An 18,738-nucleotide genomic window follows, 5' to 3' on the forward strand; every position below is an offset into this window, starting at 1 on the left:
TTGGTTGCGACCGGCAATGCAGAGCGGAGCGGGGGCAGCGATGAACGGGCGAGCGATGGCATGGGCGGCGGGCAGTGTAACGGAACGCCATTGTCGCCCAGTCGTAGCGCCTACGACGCGGCGGCGGCGCGGATGTCCCCAAAAAATCGGCCGGAGCGATGCAAGCCTCGCTCCGGCGGACTGTCCTGCACCGCCGTATCTACAAAAGCGCAGGCAACAAAAAAGCCAGGGATCGCTCCCTGGCTTTCTGATCGACCCGAGCGCGCGCTTACAGCTGCTCGGCCGGCCCGGTGATCGGCGGCAGCGGCCGCGAACTGCCCTTGTCGTTGCCGCCGTCCTTGCCATCCTTGCCGGACTTGTTCCAGCCCATCGGCGGCGGCGGATCGCGACCTTCCATGATCGCATCGATCTGCGGCACGTCGATGGTTTCATACTCCAGCAGCAATTTGGCCATCACGTGCAGCTTGTCCAGGTTCTCGGTCAGGATATGCGTGGTCTTGGCATAGGCCTTGTCGAGGATCGAACGCACCACTTCGTCGATGCGGCGCGCGGTATCGTCGGACACGCTCTTGTGCTGGGTCACCGAGCGGCCCAGGAACACCTCGTCGTCTTCCTCGCCGTAGGCGATCGGTCCCAGCTCGTCGGACAGGCCCCACTTGGTGACCATGTTGCGCGCCATCTTGGTCGCGCGTTCGATGTCGTTGGAGGCGCCCGTGGTGACCTTGTCGGTGCCGAAGATCAGCTCTTCGGCGACGCGGCCGCCGTACAGCGAGCACAGCTGCGACTGGATCGCGACCCGGTTGATCGAGTACTTGTCCCCTTCCGGCAGGTACATGGTCACGCCCAGCGCACGCCCGCGCGGGATGATGGTGACCTTGTAGACCGGATCGTGCTCTGGCACCAGGCGACCGACGATGGCATGGCCGGCCTCGTGATAGGCGGTGAGCGTCTTCTCTTCCTCGCTCATCGCCATCGAACGGCGCTCGGACCCCATCAGGATCTTGTCGCGAGCGCGGTCGAAGTGGTCCATGCGGACCTCCTTGACCGTTTCGCGCGCGGCGAACAGCGCCGCCTCGTTGCACAGGTTGGCCAGGTCGGCGCCGGAGAAGCCCGGGGTACCGCGCGCGATCACCATCGGCTCGACATCGTCGGCCAGCGGCAGCTTGCGCATGTGCACCTTCAGGATCTGCTCGCGGCCGCGCACGTCCGGCAGGCCGACCACCACCTGGCGGTCGAAGCGGCCCGGGCGCAGCAGCGCCGGGTCGAGCACGTCCGGACGGTTGGTCGCGGCGATCACGATCACGCCTTCGCCGCCCTCGAACCCATCCATCTCCACCAGCAACTGGTTCAGGGTCTGCTCGCGCTCGTCGTGGCCGCCGCCCAGGCCGGCGCCGCGGTGACGGCCGACCGCATCGATTTCGTCGATGAAGATGATGCACGGCGCGTGCTTCTTGGCTTGCTCGAACATGTCGCGCACGCGGCTGGCGCCGACGCCGACGAACATCTCGACAAAGTCGGAACCGGAAATGCTGAAGAACGGCACCTTGGCCTCGCCGGCGATGGCCTTGGCCAGCAGCGTCTTGCCGGTGCCGGGCGGGCCGACCATCAGCACGCCGCGCGGGATCTTGCCGCCGAGCTTGGTGAACTTGGTCGGATCGCGCAGGAAGTCGACCAGCTCGCTGACTTCTTCCTTGGCCTCGTCGCAGCCGGCGACGTCGGCGAAGGTGATCTTGATCTGGTCCTCGCCCTGCAGCTTGGCGCGCGATTTGCCGAACGACATCGCGCCCTTAGCGCCGCCGCCGCCGCCCTGCATCTGGCGCATGATGAACAGCCAGAAGCCGATGATCAGGATGACCGGCAGGAAGTTCAGCACCAGCGACCAAAAGCTCGGGCCATTGGCCGGCTTCTGCCGGGTCATCTCCACGTTCTTGCTGTACAGCACGTCCACCAGCTTGTCGTCGCGCGGCCCGTAGACCATGCTCTCGCTGCCGTCGCTGCGCTTGAAGCGGATCGCGGTCACCGACAGACCGGTGTCGTCGGTGAAATCGACCGTCTTCACCCGTCCGCCATCCACTTCCTTCAGGAACTGGGTATAGGTCACGGTGTCGTTGCCGGGGCCGCCGGCCAGCCGTGGCGAGAAGCTCTGGAACACCACCATCAGCACGACGGCGACGACTACCCACAGCAACAGATTCTTGGTCAAGTCGTTCATCCTCATTGGCTCCGGTGTCCCTTCAACTCTTTCTCGATGCGTGATGCGACGGTTTCAGCTTACTTGATCTGGACACGCTTGCCCTGTCCGAGGACATAGACCTCCGGCGAGCGCTTGCGCGATGCGGCCGGTTTGCGGATGGACACCTTTTCGTAACGGCGGCGCATCTGGCGGATGTAATCGTCGGACCCGACGCCCTGGAACAGCTTGATCAGGAACGCCCCGCTCGGTTTGAGGTGGCTATCGGCGAACGCCATCGCCAATTCGGCCAGGTGCATCATCCGCGGCTGGTCCACCGCATCCATGCCGCTTTTATTGGGGGCCATATCCGACAGCACAAGGTCTACCGGGTTGCCGCCCAGCATTTCCTCGAACTGCGATAGCACCGCGTCTTCCCTGAAGTCGCCGTGAAGGAACTCCACGCCGGCCAGCGGCGGCATCTCCAGGATGTCCAGCGCCAGCACCCGGCCGCGCTCGCCCAGCGACTTGCGCACCTGCTGCGACCAGCCGCCCGGCGCGGCACCGAGATCGACCACCACCATGTCCGGCTTGAGCAGCTTGTCGCGCTGCAGCAGCTCTTCCAGCTTGTAGGCGGCACGCGACCGCATGCCTTCGGCCTGGGCCTTCTTTACGAAGGGATCGGCGAAATGTTCGCGGAGCCAGCGTTGGCTGCTTTTGCTGCGGGTTGCCATGGGAGCGCGGTCGTGGTGGGCTGCCATGATACCCTGATCGCCCTTGGCAACCCCGTTCCCGTCTGCATGTCGATCAGCCTGACTCCGTCCCAGAACCGCTTCCTGCGCGGCCTGGCGCACGACCTCAAACCCCTCTTGCAGATTGGCGGCAAGGGCGTCACGCCGGCCTTCCTGGCCGAACTGGACGAGGTGCTGGAGCGCCACGAACTGGTCAAGGTGAAGGTCGGCGGCGACGACCGCGATGCCCGCGACGCGAGCATCGCCAGCTTGGTCGAGCAATCGCACAGCGTGCTGGTGCAGCGCATCGGCCACACCGCGATCCTGTACCGCCCGGCCAAGGAAGACCGCCAGATCGTGTTGCCGCGCGGCTGATCCGCTTGCCGGTGCCATCATGCAGCTGACCCAGGACCTGCCCGACTACGCCTACACCCTGCGCATGGCCGACGGCCGCCAGGCCAGGGTGAACGACCGCCTGCTCACCCGCAGCTTCATTCTCGCCCCGGACACCCTGGTCGAGCACTGGGACGCGCCGGCCGCGGCCGAGCTGCAGCCGCAGCAGCTGCAATCCTTGCTTGAACTGAATCCGGCGCTGGTGATCCTGGGCACCGGCGAGCGCCAGGTGTTCCCGCCCGCCGCCGCGCTAGCGCTGTTCCTGACCCGCGGCATCGGCATCGAAGTGATGAACAATGCCGCGGCGGCGCGCACCTACAACGTGCTAGCCGCCGAAGGCCGGCGCGTGGCGGTCGGGTTCATGCTGGAAGGCTGAGCGGCGGCGTCGCGCTGCAGTCTGCGCGGACCGCGTGTCACTTCTTCCCAAACTCTCTCAGATGAGCGCCGTCTGGCGCCGGACAGGCATCGCACCGGGGATCCGTGCAACCGACGAGGCGCCGATTACTTGCTGGGCAGATACAACAGCGGATCGACCGGCTTGCCGTTGTAGTGGGCGAAGCGGCGCCGCTTGCGGTCCACCGGACCGCGCGCCGCTGAGCGCCCGGCGCGCTGTGCCCGACCGACGACGTGCCGATTACTTGCTGGGCAGATACAGCAGCGGATCGACCGGCTTGCCGTTGTAGCGGATCTCGAAGTGCAGCATGTCGCGCGCCGCGCCGCTGCGGCCCATCTCGGCGATCTGCTCGCCGGCCTTCACGTTTTGGCCTTCGTTGACCAGGCGCTTGCGGTTGTGGCCGTAGGCCGACAGCCATTGCTCGTTGTGCTTGATGATGATCAGCTCGCCGTAGCCGACCAGGCCGGCGCCCGAATACACCACCACGCCATCGGCGGCCGCACGCACCGCCTGGCCGCTGCTGCCGGCGATGTCCACGCCCTGCCTGGTGGTTTCGCCGACCACGAAACGGCTGACCACCGCGCCGTCGGCCGGCCAGCGCCAGCTGAAGCCGCTGCTCACCGGCGTCGGCGCCGCGGCGGGCGGGCGCGTTGCGGTGGATGGCGGACCCGGCGGCAGCACCACGGCGCTGCCCGGCCGGGCTGAGACGGTGCCGCCGCTCGGCGGATACAGCTTCAACGATTGCCCGGGATAGATCGTGTACGGCGGCGGCAGCCGGTTCCAGGCGGCCAGGTCCTGCGGCGCGATGTTGTTGGCGCGGGCGATCGCGTACAGCGTGTCCCCGCGGCGCACGCTCGCGCTGACCCCGGGCTTTGGTACCGACGGACGCGGCGCCGCAGCAGCGCCGGGCTTGCTGCCGGACGCGCCGGACGTGCGCACCACGGTGGCGCTGCTGCACGCGCCAAGCCCCATCGCCACCAGCAAGCACACGCTGCCACGCAGGCCGTTACGCACCACCCGATCGACGCTCATCCGTACTTCGCTCTCCATATGACCCACACCACCAGCAGCGCCAGGATCGCCATCGCGACCCAACCGAGCGGTTCGATCCAACGGCGCAACGCGGCTTCCGCACGCGGCCCGCCCAGGCGGATCGCGCCGGCCACCAGATAGACGCGCTTGCCGCGGCCGACCAACATGCTCGTCAGGAACGGTAGCAGCGGGATTCCAACGATGCCTGAGGCCCAGGTAAATATCTTCAGCGGGATCGGGGTGAAACCGGCCAGCACCAGCAGCCAGAACGCACGCCACGGCGACTCGGCGACCACCTCACGCAGATGAGTCACCTGCGCATCGATCTTCTGCGTCCAGCCCAGCCACTCGATCAACGGCTGCACCGCGGCGAAGGCGAAATGGCCGAGCATGTAGCCGACCAGCGCGCCGGCCACCGAGCCCATCAGGCTCAGCGTGGCGAACCACAGCGCGCGCCGCGGCTGCGCCAGCGACATCGGCGCCAGCATCACCTCCGGCGGCACCGGGAACACGATCGCCTCGGCGAAGCTGAGCCCGGCCAGGAACGTGGGTGCGCGGCGGTGACGCGACCAGACGATGGCGCGTTCGTACAACGGCCCGAATATCTTCATGCAACGCAACTCCGGTGATCCGATCCAGGGTGATTCAATTCAGGCTGATTCAATTATTCAGCGTGACTCAATCCAGCATGCCCGACAGCAGCGGGACGAAGCTCACCGGCGCCAGGATGTCCTGTTCGATGCGGCCTTCGGCATCGCGGCGCAGGCGCACCAGCGATTGCGACGAAGGTCCGCCGACCGGCGCCACCAGGCAGCCGCCCGGTGCCAGTTGATCAACCAGCGCATCGACCAGCGCCGGCGCGGCGGCGGTGACCACGATCGCATCATAGGGGCCGTGCTCGGCCCAGCCGATGCGGCCGTCGTCGTGCTTGCTGCGCACGTTCATGCCGAGCTGGCGCAAGCGCTTGCGCGCCTGCCGCAGCAGGTCGCCGATGCGCTCCACGGTATAGACCTCCAACCCCAGCGCGGCCAGGATCGCGGCCTGGTAGCCGGAGCCAGTGCCCACTTCCAGCACCTTCTTCGGTGCCGCCGCGAGCACGGTCTCGGTCATCCGCGCCACCACCCACGGCTGCGAGATGGTCTGGCCGTGGCCGATCGGCAGCGCGGTGTCCTCATAGGCGCGCGAGGCCAGCGCCTCGTCGATGAACAGGTGCCGCGGCACTGTGCGCACCGCGTTGAGGACGGCTTCGTCGCGGATGCCGGACTCGCGCAGGCGCTCGACCAGACGGTCGCGCACGCGCTGCGAGGTCATGCCGATGCCGATCGCTTCCGGTTGCAGGCGCAGCCGCGGGGTCATGCCGAGTCGCTCAGCGCGGCGCTGAGGCCGCCGACCCAACTGGCCACGGTCTCCAGCGCCTGATAGCGGGTCAGATCGACCTGGATCGGGGTGATCGAGATGAAGCCGGTGCGTACCGCATGGAAATCGGTGCCGGGGCCGGCGTCCTGCTCGCGGCCGGCCGGGCCGATCCAGTAAACGGTGGCGCCGCGCGGGTCGGACTGCGGCAGGCACGGTTCGGAGCGGTGGCGATTGCCGAGCCGGGTGACCTCGAAGCCCTTGATCTCGCCCCACGGCAGATCCGGCACGTTGACGTTGAGGATGGTGTCCGCCGGCAGCGGATCGGCCTTCAGCCGCGCCACGATCTCCACCGCGGCGCGCGCGGCGGTCTGGAAGTGCTGGGGTTCGTGGTTGTGGGCGACCAGCGACATCGCCAGCGCCGGCAGGCCCAGAAAGCGGCCTTCCATCGCCGCCGACACGGTGCCCGAATAGATCACGTCGTCGCCCAGGTTGGCCGAGTTGTTGATCCCGGAGACAACCATGTCCGGTTCGTCCTCGAGCATGCCGGTGAGCGCCAGGTGCACGCAATCGGTGGGCGTACCGGCGACGCTGCAGGTGTGCGGATCGATGCGCTTGATCCGGATGGGCAGATCCAGGGTCAGCGAGTTGCTGGCGCCGGAGCGATCGCGATCGGGTGCGACCACGGTCACTTCGTGGCCCGCGCTGCGCAGTTGCTCGGCCAGCATCTTGATGCCGGGGGCGTCGACGCCGTCGTCGTTGCTCACTAGTACGCGCATGGGACTCCTCGGATAACCCGAGCATGATACCGGATGCGTCCCTCGCCTTCCGCCCTCGTGCACGGCTTGCGCCGCGCGACCGGCGGGTTACGCTGTGCGCCATGTCGCATCCCGAAGACGAAGATCCCGCCGCGCTGTTCCGCGCGGCGATCGGCGCGGTCACGCCGATCAACGCGACGCCACCGGCCAACGCCAAGCCGCGGCCGAAGCCGCGCGCGCGCATGGCCGAGCGCGACGATGCCGAGGCGCACAGCGAGTTCCAGCGCCTGTTGCGCGACAGCGCGCCGCTGGAGGCCGGCGACGTGGCCAGCTACCGCCGCGACACCGTGCCGGCACGGGTGTTCCAGCGCCTGCGCCGCGGCCAGTTCTCCGCGCAGGACGAACTCGACCTGCATGGCGCCAACGCCGTGCAGGCCGAGGCGCTGCTGCGCCAGTTCATCGCCGAGGCGCATGCGCACGAATTCGGCTGCGTGCGCATCGTGCACGGCAAGGGCCTGCAGTCCGGCGGCATCCCGCTGCTGAAGAACCTGGTCGATCGCCTGCTGCGCCAGCGCAACGACGTGCTGGCGTTCCATTCGGCGCCGCCCACGCAAGGCGGCACCGGGGCGATGCTGGTGTTGCTGGCGCGGCGCTGAAACGGCGCCGCGTGACTCATTCCTGCGCCGCCGGCTCGGCCTGCGCGCCCTGCCCGGCATCGACCACCTCGCCCAGCTCGTGCAACAGCGCAGTGGCATAGCTGCCCGGCGGCAGCACGAAACGCAGTTCCAGCACGTCGTCGTGCGTGTCAAGCCAGCGCCACTGCAGCTCGGCAGCGCGCAAGCGGGTGGCGCGCCGCTCCTGCTTCAGGCCTTCGCGCTCCAGGCCCTCGCGCAAGCGCAGCGACGTCGCATCCTCGAGCGCCGCCAGTTCCAGCACGCGCGCCGCGTCGGCGCTGCGCAACTCGCCTGCGCCCCACAACGGCGCCGAAGGATGGATGTCGAAGCGCTGCAAGCGCTCGGCCAATACCTCGGACCAGGGCTCCGGGCCGAACACGCTGCGGCTGCCGTCGAGCAGCCACACCTCGCCGTCCAGCGCGGCGTCCCAGTTGCCCGCCGCCACGCGCGCGGCGAGGACCCGGTTGAACAATTCCGAGCGCGCCGCCGACAGCAGCAGCGAGCGCTGCTCGCGCCGGACCCGGCGCCCGCCGAACATCGCCAGCGCGTTGCCGACGTTACCGCCGTCGCGGCCGAAGCGCTGTTCGCCGAACCAGTTGGGGATGCCGCGCGCCGCGATCTGCGCCAGCCGCGCCTCGATCGCGGCGCGCTCGCCGCGCACTTCGCGCAACACCAGCACGAAACCGTTGCCGGCCAGCGCGCCGCGCGGCAGCTTGCGGTTGTGCCAGTACGATTGCAGCACCTGCAGGTCCTCGCTGTGCAGCGCCTCCAGCGGCGGCGCCACGCGCTTGGGCAGGTGCACCGAGAACCTCTGGGTGGTGACCGCGTGCCGGTCCTTCATACCGGCGTAGCCGATCGCCATCTCCGCCACGCCGGCCCACTGCGCCAGGCGGCGCGCGGCGAAGGCGGTATTCATGCCGCGCTTGCGCACGGTCAGCAACAGGTGCTCGCCCTCGCCGCTGGGCTCGAACGCGGGCAGTTCGTCGACCTGGAAATCCTCGGCCAAGCTGCGCATGCGCGCCTGCAACGGCGCGGCGCCGAACGCGCGCGGCAAGTCGCTCACAGCGCCACCAGCAATACCGCTGCCTGCGCCGCGATGCCTTCGCCGCGGCCGGTGAAGCCAAGCTTTTCGCTGGTGGTGGCCTTGACGCTGACGCGATCGACGCCGACCTGCAGCAGCGCGGCCAGGCGTTCGCGCATCGCCAGCGCATGCGGGCCGACCTTGGGCCGCTCGCAGATCACGGTGACGTCGGCGTTGCCGAGCTGCCAGCCGCGCGCGCGCAACAGCTGCTCGCAATGGCGCAGGAACTGCGCGCTGTCGGCGCCCTTCCAGCGCGCATCCGACGGCGGGAAATGCTGGCCGATGTCGCCCAGTGCCAGCGCGCCGAGCAGCGCATCGCACAGCGCGTGGATCACCACGTCGCCGTCGCTGTGCGCGAGCACGCCGCGTTCGTGCGCCACACGCACGCCGCCGAGCATCACGTGGTCGCCATCGCCGAAGGCGTGCACGTCGTAGCCCTGGCCGATACGGAAGGGAGGAAAGTCAGGCATGGGCATCGCAGGATCGCAAAAGGAAAAAGGGAAGGTGTCGGCGGCGCGACGCCGCAGCGCGGCGCCGCCGCGTCACGGCTGCCGCGCGCGCAGGAACAGTTCGAATTCGAAGCGCATCAGGTCGGCCGGGGTGGTGACCTTGAAGTTGTCCTCGGCGCCCTCGACCAGCAGCGGCCGCAGGCCCAGCAACTCCATCGCCATCGCATCGTCGGTGACTTCGACGCCGGCGGCCGCGGCCTGCTCCAGCGCCCTGGTCAGCTGCAGGCGCCGGAACAACTGCGGGGTCAGCGCGCGCCACAGGCGTTCGCGCGGCTCGGTGGCGTCGATGCCGCCGTCGTCGCCGGCGCGCTTGAGGGTGTCGCGCACCGGCGCGGCCAGGATCGCGCCGACCGGATCGCCGCGCCCGGTTTCCAGCAGCCGGTCCAGATCGGCCAGTGCCAGGTTCGGGCGCGCCGCATCGTGCACCAGCACGAAATCGTCCGCCTTGACCGAATCCGGCAAGGCCTGCAACGCCGCCAGCACCGAGCCGGCCCGGCTGGCGCCGCCGACGCAGGTCAGCACCGGCTTGCCGGCCAGTTCGGTCCAGCCCGGCCAATCGGCATCGTCTTCGCCGAGCGCGACCATCGCCCCGACCACTGCCGGGTGCGCCAGCAAGGCCTGCAGCGCATGCGCGATCAACGGCTGTCCGCCCGCCTGCAGGTATTGCTTGGGCATGGCGCTGCCGAAGCGGGTGCCGCGGCCGGCGGCCGGCACCACCGCCCAGACCGTGGCCATCAGGGTTGCTCGCTCTGCGGGACCGGCACCGGCGTGGCGTCGGCCGCCGCGGCGGCTGGCACCGGCGCATCCTCGACGACGCGGTAGAACTTTTCGCCCGGCTTGATCATGCCCAGCTCGCTACGCGCACGTTCCTCGATCGCCGCCTCGCCGTCTTTGAGGTCCTTGACCTCGGCGGCGAGCGCGGCATTGCGTTGCTGCAGGCCTTCGTTATCGCGCCGCTGATGCTCGACCTGGCTCTCGAGTACCAGCACCTCGCCGGAATTGCCCGGACCGAGCCAGAAACGGTACTGCAGCCACGCCAGCAGTCCCGCCAGCACCAGCAGCAGCCAGCGCCAGTTGCGCACGGCTTACCGCTTGAGCGAGACGAATGCGTCGCGCCCTGCGTAGCGCGCGCCGCTGCCCAGCGCTTCCTCGATCCGCAGCAACTGGTTGTACTTGGCCACGCGATCGCTGCGGCACAGCGAGCCGGTCTTGATCTGGGTGGCGGTAGTGGCCACCGCGATGTCGGCGATGGTGGTGTCCTCGGTCTCGCCGGAACGGTGCGAGACGATCGCCGCATAGCCGGCGGCGTCGGCCATCGCGATCGCTTCCAGGGTCTCGGTCAGGGTGCCGATCTGGTTGACCTTGATCAGGATCGCATTGGCGGTGCCGGACTCGATGCCCTGCCTGAAGATCTTCGGGTTGGTCACGAACAGGTCGTCGCCGACCAGCTGCACCTTGCTGCCGAGGCGGTCGGTCAGCAGCTTCCAGCCGGCCCAGTCGTCCTCGGCCAGGCCGTCCTCGATGCTGACGATCGGGTACTGCGCGGCCCAGTCGGCGAGGAAGTCGACGAACTGCTCGCTGGTCAGGCGCTTGCCCTCGCCCACCAGGTGGTACTTGCCGTTGTCGTAGAACTCGCTGGAAGCCACGTCCAGGCCCAGCAGCACGTCTTCGCCGGCGGTGTAGCCGGCCTTGCCGATCGCCTCGAGGATGGTGTCCAGCGCTTCCACGTTGCTGCGGAAGTCCGGGGCGAAGCCGCCCTCGTCGCCGACCGCGGTGGACAGGCCATGGCCCTTCAGCACCGCCTTGAGCGCGTGGAAGATCTCGGTGCCGGCGCGCAGCGCCTCGGAGAACGACGCGGCGCCGACCGGCAGCACCATGAATTCCTGGAAATCGACGTTGTTGTCGGCATGCGCGCCGCCGTTGATGATGTTCATCATCGGCACCGGCAGCGCCACGTTGGCGGTGTTGGCGCCGGCCAGGTACTGCCACAGCGCCTGCTTGCGCGAGGCGGCGAGCGCATGCGCGTTGGCCAGCGACACCCCGAGCAGCGCGTTGGCGCCGAGACGGCCCTTGTTCTCGGTGCCGTCCAGGTCGATCAGGCGCCGGTCCAGACCCTGCTGGTCGGCGCCGTCGAAGCCCTGCAGCGCGCTGGCGATCGTGGTATTGACGTTCTCCACCGCCTTGCGCACGCCCTTGCCCAGGTAGCGGGTCTTGTCGCCATCGCGCAGCTCGACCGCTTCCTTGGTGCCGGTGGAAGCGCCCGACGGCACCGCAGCGCGGCCCAGCGAGCCGTCGGCCAGCGTGACTTCCGCTTCGAGCGTGGGGTTGCCGCGGGAATCGAGAATCTCGCGGGCGTGGATCTTGGCGATAGTGGTCATAAGTCCAGTCGGTTACCAGGAAAGAGGGGGGACGCCGGAAGCCCTCGGATTATGGCCGCAGCGCCGCTGCTTGCCAAATGCACCGCGCGCCGCGCCGGGGCCGTGCACGGGTCCGTACAGCGCGAGCGCTGCGCAAGAGTCGGATGGGTCCGGGGAGCCGACGCACCCGTACACGCGCCGCATCAGCCCAGTCCGTGCTCCAGAAAGCCGCTGCGCTTGGTGATCGCGTCCAGCGCCAGCAGCGTCTCCAGCAGCGCTTCCATCTTGTCCAGCGGCCAGGCATTGGGGCCATCGGACAGCGCCTTGGACGGATCCGGATGGGTTTCGGCGAACACGCCGGACACGCCCACCGCAACCGCCGCGCGCGCCAGCACCGGCACGAACTCGCGCTGGCCGCCGGAGGTGCTGCCCTGCCCGCCCGGCAACTGCACCGAATGGGTGGCATCGAACACCACCGGGCAGCCGGTCTCGCGCATCACGCTCAGCGAGCGCATGTCGCTGACCAGGTTGTTGTAGCCGAAGCTGGCGCCGCGCTCGCAGACCATGATCTGCTCGTTGCCGGTGGACCTGGCCTTGTCCACCACCGGCTTCATGTCCCACGGCGACAGGAACTGGCCCTTCTTGATGTTGACCGGCTTGCCGGCGGCGCAGACGTTCTTGATGAAGTCTGTCTGCCGCACCAGGAACGCCGGCGTCTGCAGCACGTCGACCACCGCCGCGACCTCGTGCATCGGCGTGTACTCGTGCACGTCGGTCAGCACCGGCACGCCGATCTGCCGCTTCACCGCCTCGAGCACCTTCAGCCCTTCTTCCAGGCCGGGGCCGCGGAAGCTGGTGCCGGAGGTCCGGTTGGCCTTGTCGAAGCTCGACTTGAAGATGAAGTTGATCCCCAGCCTGGCGGTGATCTCCTTGAGCTTGCCGGCCACGTCCAGTTGCAGCTGCATCGACTCGATCACGCACGGGCCGGCGATCAGGAACAGCGGCTGGTCCAGGCCGACGTCGAAGCCACACAGTTTCATCGGATCACCTATTGGGTTGAGCCCCTCTCCCATTGGGAGGGGGTTGGGGTGAGGGTGCGGGCGAAGCTTCATGGAAATCGGCTGCACGAGACTTGGCCCGTACCCTCATCCGGCGCTTCACGCCACCTTCTCCCGATGGGAGAAGGAACTAAGCGCGCGCTTCCTTCAACAACTTGCCGCCGGCCTTCTTCTCGCGCGCGGCGCGTACGAAGCCGATGAACAGCGGGTGGCCGTCGCGCGGCGTGGACAGGAACTCCGGATGCGCCTGGCACGCCAGGAACCACGGATGGGTGTCGCGCGGCAATTCGACCATCTCCACCAGGGTGTCGTCCATCGACTTGGCGGAAATCACCAGGCCGGCGTCTTCGAGCTGCGTACGGTAACGGTTGTTGAACTCGTAGCGATGGCGGTGGCGCTCGGACACCACGTCCTTGCCGTACATCTCGCGCGACAGCGTGCCGGGCTTGAGCCGTTGTTCCTGCAGGCCCAGGCGCATGGTGCCGCCCAGATCCGACTTCTCGTCGCGCTTCTCCACGTCGCCGCTGGCGGTGCGCCACTCGGTGATCAGGCCGATCACCGGATACGGCGACTGCCGATCATTCTCGGTGCTGTTGGCGCCCTCCAGGCCGGCGACATGGCGCGCGTAGTCCACCACCGCCGCCTGCATGCCGTAGCAGATGCCGAAGTACGGCACGCGGTGCTCGCGCGCATAGCGCGAGGTCAGCACCTTGCCCTCGAAGCCGCGGTCGCCGAAGCCGCCGGGCACCAGGATGCCGTCCACGTCGGCCAGCGCCGACAGGTCGCTGCCTTCCAGTTCCTGCGCCTCAATCCACTTCAAGGTGACCTTGGTACGCTGGCGAAGGCCGCCGTGCTTGAGCGCCTCGCCGACCGACTTGTACGCGTCCTGGTGGTCCACGTACTTGCCGACCACGGCGATGGTGACCTCGTCGAGCGGATGCTTGGTGGCGTCCACCACCGCTTCCCATTCGGACAGATCGGCGGGGCCGACCTTGTCGCGCAGCTTGAACTGGTCGATGACGATCTCGTCCAGGCCCTGCCGGTGCAGTTCCAGCGGCATGCCGTAGAGCACGTCGATGTCGGCGGCGCTGATCACCGCTCGCTCGGAGACGTTGGTGAACAACGCGATCTTGCGCCGCTCCGAATCCGGAATCGCCTGCTCGGAGCGGCACAACAGCACGTCCGGCTGGATGCCGATCGAGCGCAGTTCCTTGACCGAGTGCTGGGTCGGCTTGGTCTTCAGCTCGCCGGCGGCGGCGATGTACGGCACCAGGGTGAGATGGATGAACATCGCCCGCTCGGCGCCGCGCTCGGTGCGCACCTGGCGGATCGCCTCCAGGAACGGCAGCGACTCGATATCGCCGACAGTGCCACCGATCTCCACCAGCGCCACATCGAATCCGGCGGTGGCTTCGTCCACGCAACGACGGATTTCGTCGGTGATGTGCGGGATCACCTGCACGGTGGCGCCCAGATAGTCGCCGCGGCGCTCCTTGCGGATCACGTTCTCGTAGATGCGGCCGGTAGTGACCGAATTCTTGCGCGACAGGCGGGTGCGCACGAAGCGCTCGTAGTGGCCCAGGTCCAGGTCGGTCTCGGCGCCGTCGTCGGTGACGTACACCTCGCCGTGCTGAAACGGGCTCATCGTGCCCGGGTCGACGTTGATGTAAGGGTCCAGCTTCATCATCGTGACCGACAGGCCACGCGCTTCGAGAATGGACGCAAGCGAAGCGGCCGCGATGCCCTTGCCAAGCGAGGACACTACGCCGCCGGTAACGAAGATCAGGGGGGTCATGGCTCTAAGGCCTCCCGGAAAGCCATAGTTTAACGGGTCAAGCCGATTTGCCCAAGCGCTTTCGGCGCGATCGACCCCACAAAACAAACGCCCCGGCAGCAGCCGGGGCGTCGCAGGTCGCAACAGGGCGCGCGCTCAGGGCTTGCGCGCTTCCTCTTCTTGCTCTTTCTTCGGCGCAGCCGCGTCCTTGCCAGCCTTGTGCTCGGCCGCCGCAGCGGCGCGGCGCTTGGCCTTGGCATCGGCCTCGGCCTTCTCCTTCGCGACCTGCGCCTCGTAGGCAGCGGCGCCGGAGGCGGCCCGATCGGCGCTCTGCGCCTGGGCCATCGCCACCGGGATGGCCGCCGCGGCGGCGACCAGCGCGGCCAGGGTCAACAGCTTGCGAACGTTCATGGCGTACTCCTGTGTGAGTCCACAACGACGATGGGGATGCCGTCGCGGATTTTCCAGTGCAAGGCTAGCGCGCCGCCGCGGCACTGACCCTGAACATCGGCGACGTGCAAAAAGCCGCCGCACAACGCACACTTCCGGATCTGCTTCGCGCCACCTGTTGAGACGCATGAATACCCGCTACAACGCCGCCGACATCGAAGTTCTCTCTGGCCTGGACCCAGTCAAGCGCCGGCCCGGCATGTACACCGACACCGCACGCCCCAATCATCTGGCGCAGGAAGTGATCGACAACGCCGTGGACGAGGCGCTGGCCGGCCACGCCCGGCACATCGAGGTGACCCTGTTCAAGGACGGCAGCTGCGAGGTCTCCGACGACGGCCGTGGCATGCCGGTGGACATCCATCCGGAAGAGAAGATTTCCGGCGTGGAACTGATCCTGACCCGGCTGCACGCCGGCGGCAAGTTCAACGACCGCAACTACACCTTCAGCGGCGGCCTGCACGGCGTCGGCGTCAGCGTGGTCAATGCGCTGTCGAAGAAGGTCGAGTTGTTCATCAAGCGCGACGGCAACGAATACCGGATGGAGTTCGGCGACGGCTTTCCCGCGTCCAAGCTGGAGATCGTCGGCAGCGTCGGCAAGAAGAACACCGGCACCCGGCTGCGCTTCTGGGCCGATCCGAAGTACTTCGACACGCCCAAGTTCGCGGTGCGCGCGCTGCGCCACCTGCTGCGCGCCAAGGCGGTGCTGTGCCCCGGGCTGACCGTGAAGCTGCACGACGAGGCCACCGGCGAGCAGGACACCTGGTACTTCGAGGACGGCCTGCGCGACTACCTCAAGGGCGAGCTGGCCGAGCGCGAGCTGCTGCCGGCCGACCTGTTCGTCGGCAACCTGAAAAAGGACCGCGAGATCGTGGACTGGGCGGTGGCCTGGGTCGCCGACGGCGAACTGGTGCAGGAAAGCTACGTCAACCTGATCCCGACCGCGCAGCACGGCACCCACGTCAATGGCCTGCGCAGCGGCTTCACCGACGCGCTGCGCGAATTCTGCGACTTCCGCAACCTGCTGCCGCGCGGGGTCAAGCTGGCGCCGGAAGACGTCTGGGACCGGGTCACCTTCGTGCTGTCGCTGAAGATGACCGACCCGCAGTTCAGCGGCCAGACCAAGGAACGCCTGTCCTCGCGCCAGGCCGCCGGCTTCATCGAAGGCGCCGCGCACGACGCCTTCAGCCTGTGGCTGAACCAGAACGTGGAGACCGGCACGCGCATCGCGCAGATCGCGATCGATCGCGCCAGCGCGCGGCTGAAGACCGAAAAGCAGATCACCCGCAAGAAGGTCACCTCCGGCCCGGCCCTGCCAGGCAAGCTGGCCGACTGCATCAGCCAGGACCTGTCGCGCACCGAGTTGTTCCTGGTGGAGGGCGACTCGGCCGGCGGCAGCGCCAAGCAGGCGCGCGACAAGGACTTCCAGGCGATCCTGCCGCTGCGCGGCAAGATCCTCAACACCTGGGAAGTGGCCTCCGGCAGCGTGCTGGCCTCCGAGGAAGTGCACAACCTGGCGATCGCGATCGGCTGCGACCCGGGGAAGGACGACATCAGCGGGTTGCGCTACGGCAAGGTGGTGATCCTGGCCGACGCCGACTCCGACGGCCTGCACATCGCGACCCTGCTCACCGCGCTATTCCTGCGCCACTTCCCGGCGCTGGTGAAGGCCGGCCACGTGTTCGTGGCGATGCCGCCGCTGTTCCGCGTCGATGTGGGCAAGCAGGTGTTCTACGCGCTTGACGAGGAAGAGAAGCGCTCGCTGCTGGAAAAGATCGCGCGCGACAAGCTCAAGGGCCAACTCAGCGTGACCCGCTTCAAGGGCCTGGGCGAAATGAACCCGCAGCAGTTGCGCGAATCCACCATCCACCCGGACACGCGACGGCTGGTGCAACTGACCGTCGACGAAGGCGACGAAACCCGTGCGCTGATGGACATGCTGCTGGCCAAGAAGCGCGCCGGCGATCGCAAGCAGTGGCTGGAGACCAAGGGCGACCTGGCGTCGCTGGAGGTCTGAAGGCCCGGGATTGGGGAGTCGGGATGGGCCTGGCGGCGGCTCGACCATCCTGCGCAAGCGATCGAGCCGAAGCACGCTGTAGGAACAACGGTCTTCAGCCGCGACGAGCGCAGTGGTGAATGTTCCGAACGGGCATGCAGTCGGGACTGAAGTCCCTCCCACAACAGGCCTCGCCGCTCCACTTTGCCGGTGAAATCCTTGTGGGAGCGACTTCAGTCGCGACGAACGCAGCGGCGGCAGAGGGCGACGCGCTTGGCGATCGCCCATGGTCGGCTGTTCAAGCGTCTGCAGCGCCGTGACGATCCAGGACAGCGCCCAGGCAACCCGCTACCGCGATCGTTTGCACGCCGACCATGCCTTTGTGCACATACGCGCGCGCCGCGCCGCGGCCTAGCATGCCGGCTCCCCTTGTGCCGAGCGCCCTCCCCGTGCCGAACCTGTCCAAGCCGCTGCTGGCGGCATTGTTGCTGGCCGTGCTGCCTATCTCCGCCGTGCTGGCCGCCGATGCCACCGCTGCCGACAAGCCAGACAACACCGATAAAGCCGACAGCACCGAGCCGGCCAGGCCGGCCGCGCTGCCGGCCGATGCGAAAGTGCGCCAGGTCACCCGGATCGAGGGCAAGTCGCTCAGCTACACCGCCACCGTCGGCACGCTGCCGGTGAAGGACGCGCAGGGCAAGACCGTCGCCGACGTGGTGTTCACCGCCTACACCGTGGACGGCAAGGAGCGCCCGGTCACCTTCGCCCTGAACGGCGGTCCCGGCGCGGCCTCGGTCTACCTCAACCTGGGCGCGATCGGGCCGAAGGTAGTCACCTTCGGCAGTGAAGGCGACAGCGCCTCGGCGCCGGCGACGCTGCACGACAATCCCGGCACCTGGCTGGACTTCACCGACCTGGTGTTCATCGACCCGGTCGGCACCGGCTTCAGCCGTGCGCGGGTCTCCGACGAGCAGGCCAAGAAGCTGTTCTACAACCCGCAGGCCGACATCGAGTACCTGTCGCGCACGATCTACGACTGGCTGCTGAAGAACCGGCGCCTGCAGTCGCGCAAGTATCTGGTCGGCGAGAGCTACGGCGGCTTCCGCGGCCCGCGCATCACCCATTACCTGCAGACCCAGCTTGGCGTGGCGATGAACGGCGTGGTGCTGGTCTCGCCGTACCTCAACCCGACCCTGGACGACAACCGCGACGTGTCGCCGCTGCCCTGGATGCTGACCCTGCCCTCGATCGCCGCCGCGCACCTGGAGCGCGAGCAGCGGCTGACCCCGGAGGCGATGCGCCAGGTGATCGACTACACCCGTGGCGACTACGTCACCACGCTGCTGCGCGGGCGCTCGGACGCGGCCGGCAGCGAACGCATGATCCAGCAGGTGGCGGCGATGACTGGGCTGGACCCGGTCTACGTGCGCCGCGCCGGCGGCCGCCTGGAAACCCAGGCCTACCTGCGCGAGGTGTTCCGCGACAAGGGCCAGCTCGGCAGCCGCTACGACTCCAACGTCACCGCATTCGACCCGTTCCCGAACGCGCCCGAGCAACGCGCCAACGATCCGCTGCTGGACAGCATCATCGCCCCGACCACCACCGCGATGGTCGATTTCGTGACCCGCGTGGTCGGCTGGAAGCTAGATGCGCGCTACCAGGCGCTGAACTACGACGTGAACAAGCTGTGGGACTGGAACGAGGAACTGCGCAAGGGCTCGGTGACCGACCTACGCCAGGCGGTGGCGATCGATCCCAGGCTGCGGGTGCTGATCGTGCACGGCTGGAACGACCTGTCATGCCCGTTCATGGGTTCGGTGCTGACCGTGGACCAGATGCCGGTGATGGGCAACGACCCGACCCGGGTGCAGGTCAAGAACTATCCGGGCGGACACATGTTCTACAACCGTCCTGATAGCCAGCGCGCGTTGCGTGGGGATGTGATGGCGATGTATCGGGCTAACTGATCGGGACCGGGGAACACGGACCGGGGACCCGGAAAAGCGGG

19 protein-coding genes are annotated in these 18,738 nt (G+C 68.0%); 5 read left to right on the forward strand and 14 right to left on the reverse strand.

All coding sequences use genetic code 11. The features are described 5' to 3' along the window. Positions 1-268: 268 nt before the first annotated feature. Both ftsH and rlmE read right to left on the reverse strand, forming a co-directional pair. Complete coding sequence (ftsH, locus tag E4A48_RS08335; RefSeq protein WP_039004951.1) at positions 269-2,212, reverse strand: ATP-dependent zinc metalloprotease FtsH; 1,944 nt, start codon at positions 2,210-2,212, stop codon at positions 269-271. 59 nt (positions 2,213-2,271) lie between these two features. Then, positions 2,272-2,904, reverse strand: coding sequence for a 23S rRNA (uridine(2552)-2'-O)-methyltransferase RlmE (rlmE, locus tag E4A48_RS08340; RefSeq protein ID WP_058196126.1), 633 nt, complete (start codon positions 2,902-2,904; stop codon positions 2,272-2,274). Between the two features lie 66 nt (positions 2,905-2,970). On the opposite strand from rlmE, the gene yhbY reads away from it, so the two are divergent. Both yhbY and E4A48_RS08350 read left to right on the forward strand, forming a co-directional pair. After that, complete coding sequence (yhbY, locus tag E4A48_RS08345) at positions 2,971-3,276, forward strand: ribosome assembly RNA-binding protein YhbY (RefSeq protein ID WP_039004948.1); 306 nt, start codon at positions 2,971-2,973, stop codon at positions 3,274-3,276. A gap of 19 nt (positions 3,277-3,295) precedes the next feature. Continuing rightward, a complete protein-coding gene (locus E4A48_RS08350; protein ID WP_039004947.1) occupies positions 3,296-3,670 on the forward strand; it encodes an Mth938-like domain-containing protein in 375 nt (124 codons plus the stop codon). 258 nt (positions 3,671-3,928) lie between these two features. Here the strand turns inward: E4A48_RS08350 and E4A48_RS08355 are convergent, their stop codons facing one another. The 4 genes from E4A48_RS08355 to surE all read right to left on the reverse strand — a co-directional run bounded on the left by E4A48_RS08355 (position 3,929) and on the right by surE (position 6,852). Continuing rightward, positions 3,929-4,738 (reverse strand): peptidoglycan DD-metalloendopeptidase family protein, encoded by an 810-nt coding sequence (locus E4A48_RS08355; RefSeq protein ID WP_052234951.1) that lies wholly within the window; start codon positions 4,736-4,738, stop codon positions 3,929-3,931. Then, positions 4,717-5,331, reverse strand: coding sequence for a YqaA family protein (locus E4A48_RS08360; protein ID WP_039004945.1), 615 nt, complete (start codon positions 5,329-5,331; stop codon positions 4,717-4,719). Before E4A48_RS08360 ends, E4A48_RS08355 begins: the two co-directional genes overlap by 22 nt. A gap of 67 nt (positions 5,332-5,398) precedes the next feature. Further along, on the reverse strand, positions 5,399-6,076 hold the full coding sequence (locus tag E4A48_RS08365) for a protein-L-isoaspartate(D-aspartate) O-methyltransferase (RefSeq protein WP_039004944.1): 678 nt from the start codon (positions 6,074-6,076) through the stop codon (positions 5,399-5,401). Further along, positions 6,073-6,852 carry a 5'/3'-nucleotidase SurE gene (surE, locus tag E4A48_RS08370; RefSeq protein ID WP_039004943.1) on the reverse strand — a complete coding sequence of 260 codons (780 nt, stop codon included), beginning with the start codon at positions 6,850-6,852 and terminating at the stop codon, positions 6,073-6,075. Before surE ends, E4A48_RS08365 begins: the two co-directional genes overlap by 4 nt. A 101-nt stretch (positions 6,853-6,953) precedes the next feature. Here surE and E4A48_RS08375 point away from each other — a divergent pair, with 101 nt between their 5' ends. Beyond that, the gene (locus tag E4A48_RS08375; RefSeq protein WP_039004942.1) at positions 6,954-7,487 is read left to right on the forward strand and encodes a Smr/MutS family protein; all 534 of its coding nucleotides are present in this window, start codon (positions 6,954-6,956) and stop codon (positions 7,485-7,487) included. 16 nt (positions 7,488-7,503) lie between these two features. Here the strand turns inward: E4A48_RS08375 and truD are convergent, their stop codons facing one another. The 8 genes from truD to E4A48_RS08415 all read right to left on the reverse strand — a co-directional run bounded on the left by truD (position 7,504) and on the right by E4A48_RS08415 (position 14,695). Then, positions 7,504-8,568, reverse strand: a complete 1,065-nt coding sequence (truD, locus tag E4A48_RS08380) for a tRNA pseudouridine(13) synthase TruD (RefSeq protein ID WP_039004941.1) — start codon at positions 8,566-8,568, stop codon at positions 7,504-7,506. After that, positions 8,565-9,062 (reverse strand): 2-C-methyl-D-erythritol 2,4-cyclodiphosphate synthase, encoded by a 498-nt coding sequence (gene ispF / locus E4A48_RS08385; protein WP_409975453.1) that lies wholly within the window; start codon positions 9,060-9,062, stop codon positions 8,565-8,567. Before ispF ends, truD begins: the two co-directional genes overlap by 4 nt. Before the next feature lie 66 nt (positions 9,063-9,128). Beyond that, positions 9,129-9,830 carry a 2-C-methyl-D-erythritol 4-phosphate cytidylyltransferase gene (ispD, locus tag E4A48_RS08390; RefSeq protein WP_409976365.1) on the reverse strand — a complete coding sequence of 234 codons (702 nt, stop codon included), beginning with the start codon at positions 9,828-9,830 and terminating at the stop codon, positions 9,129-9,131. Next, positions 9,830-10,177 (reverse strand): cell division protein FtsB, encoded by a 348-nt coding sequence (ftsB, locus tag E4A48_RS08395; protein WP_142742209.1) that lies wholly within the window; start codon positions 10,175-10,177, stop codon positions 9,830-9,832. Before ftsB ends, ispD begins: the two co-directional genes overlap by 1 nt. 3 nt (positions 10,178-10,180) lie before the next feature. Beyond that, on the reverse strand, positions 10,181-11,473 hold the full coding sequence (eno, locus tag E4A48_RS08400) for a phosphopyruvate hydratase (protein ID WP_142742210.1): 1,293 nt from the start codon (positions 11,471-11,473) through the stop codon (positions 10,181-10,183). 182 nt (positions 11,474-11,655) lie between these two features. Then, positions 11,656-12,492: a 3-deoxy-8-phosphooctulonate synthase gene (kdsA, locus tag E4A48_RS08405; protein WP_142742211.1), complete on the reverse strand. Its 837-nt coding sequence runs from the start codon at positions 12,490-12,492 to the stop codon at positions 11,656-11,658. A gap of 148 nt (positions 12,493-12,640) precedes the next feature. Beyond that, complete coding sequence (locus tag E4A48_RS08410) at positions 12,641-14,305, reverse strand: CTP synthase (RefSeq protein ID WP_142742212.1); 1,665 nt, start codon at positions 14,303-14,305, stop codon at positions 12,641-12,643. Between the two features lie 135 nt (positions 14,306-14,440). Next, positions 14,441-14,695, reverse strand: a complete 255-nt coding sequence (locus tag E4A48_RS08415) for a hypothetical protein (RefSeq protein ID WP_039004929.1) — start codon at positions 14,693-14,695, stop codon at positions 14,441-14,443. Between the two features lie 166 nt (positions 14,696-14,861). Between E4A48_RS08415 and parE the strand changes: the two genes are divergently transcribed. After that, positions 14,862-16,751, forward strand: coding sequence for a DNA topoisomerase IV subunit B (gene parE / locus E4A48_RS08420; protein WP_058196121.1), 1,890 nt, complete (start codon positions 14,862-14,864; stop codon positions 16,749-16,751). Positions 16,752-17,146: 395 nt separating this feature from the next. Then, positions 17,147-18,697 carry a S10 family peptidase gene (locus E4A48_RS08425; RefSeq protein WP_058196120.1) on the forward strand — a complete coding sequence of 517 codons (1,551 nt, stop codon included), beginning with the start codon at positions 17,147-17,149 and terminating at the stop codon, positions 18,695-18,697. Positions 18,698-18,738: the final 41 nt, after the last annotated feature.

The organism is Xanthomonas translucens pv. cerealis (assembly GCF_006838285.1).
Taxonomy (GTDB): Bacteria; Pseudomonadota; Gammaproteobacteria; order Xanthomonadales; family Xanthomonadaceae; genus Xanthomonas_A; species Xanthomonas_A cerealis.

Coding starts and splice junctions, on each gene's coding strand:
- ftsH (WP_039004951.1), bottom strand. CDS start 2,212: ATGAACGACTTGACCAAGAATCTGTTGCTGTGGGTAGTCGTCGCCGTC.
- rlmE (WP_058196126.1), bottom strand. CDS start 2,904: ATGGCAACCCGCAGCAAAAGCAGCCAACGCTGGCTCCGCGAACATTTC.
- yhbY (WP_039004948.1), top strand. CDS start 2,971: ATGTCGATCAGCCTGACTCCGTCCCAGAACCGCTTCCTGCGCGGCCTG.
- E4A48_RS08350 (WP_039004947.1), top strand. CDS start 3,296: ATGCAGCTGACCCAGGACCTGCCCGACTACGCCTACACCCTGCGCATG.
- E4A48_RS08355 (WP_052234951.1), bottom strand. CDS start 4,738: ATGGAGAGCGAAGTACGGATGAGCGTCGATCGGGTGGTGCGTAACGGC.
- E4A48_RS08360 (WP_039004945.1), bottom strand. CDS start 5,331: ATGAAGATATTCGGGCCGTTGTACGAACGCGCCATCGTCTGGTCGCGT.
- E4A48_RS08365 (WP_039004944.1), bottom strand. CDS start 6,076: ATGACCCCGCGGCTGCGCCTGCAACCGGAAGCGATCGGCATCGGCATG.
- surE (WP_039004943.1), bottom strand. CDS start 6,852: ATGCGCGTACTAGTGAGCAACGACGACGGCGTCGACGCCCCCGGCATC.
- E4A48_RS08375 (WP_039004942.1), top strand. CDS start 6,954: ATGTCGCATCCCGAAGACGAAGATCCCGCCGCGCTGTTCCGCGCGGCG.
- ispF (WP_409975453.1), bottom strand. CDS start 9,062: ATGCCCATGCCTGACTTTCCTCCCTTCCGTATCGGCCAGGGCTACGAC.
- ispD (WP_409976365.1), bottom strand. CDS start 9,830: ATGGCCACGGTCTGGGCGGTGGTGCCGGCCGCCGGCCGCGGCACCCGC.
- eno (WP_142742210.1), bottom strand. CDS start 11,473: ATGACCACTATCGCCAAGATCCACGCCCGCGAGATTCTCGATTCCCGC.
- kdsA (WP_142742211.1), bottom strand. CDS start 12,492: ATGAAACTGTGTGGCTTCGACGTCGGCCTGGACCAGCCGCTGTTCCTG.
- E4A48_RS08410 (WP_142742212.1), bottom strand. CDS start 14,305: ATGACCCCCCTGATCTTCGTTACCGGCGGCGTAGTGTCCTCGCTTGGC.
- E4A48_RS08415 (WP_039004929.1), bottom strand. CDS start 14,695: ATGAACGTTCGCAAGCTGTTGACCCTGGCCGCGCTGGTCGCCGCCGCG.
- parE (WP_058196121.1), top strand. CDS start 14,862: ATGAATACCCGCTACAACGCCGCCGACATCGAAGTTCTCTCTGGCCTG.
- E4A48_RS08425 (WP_058196120.1), top strand. CDS start 17,147: ATGCCGGCTCCCCTTGTGCCGAGCGCCCTCCCCGTGCCGAACCTGTCC.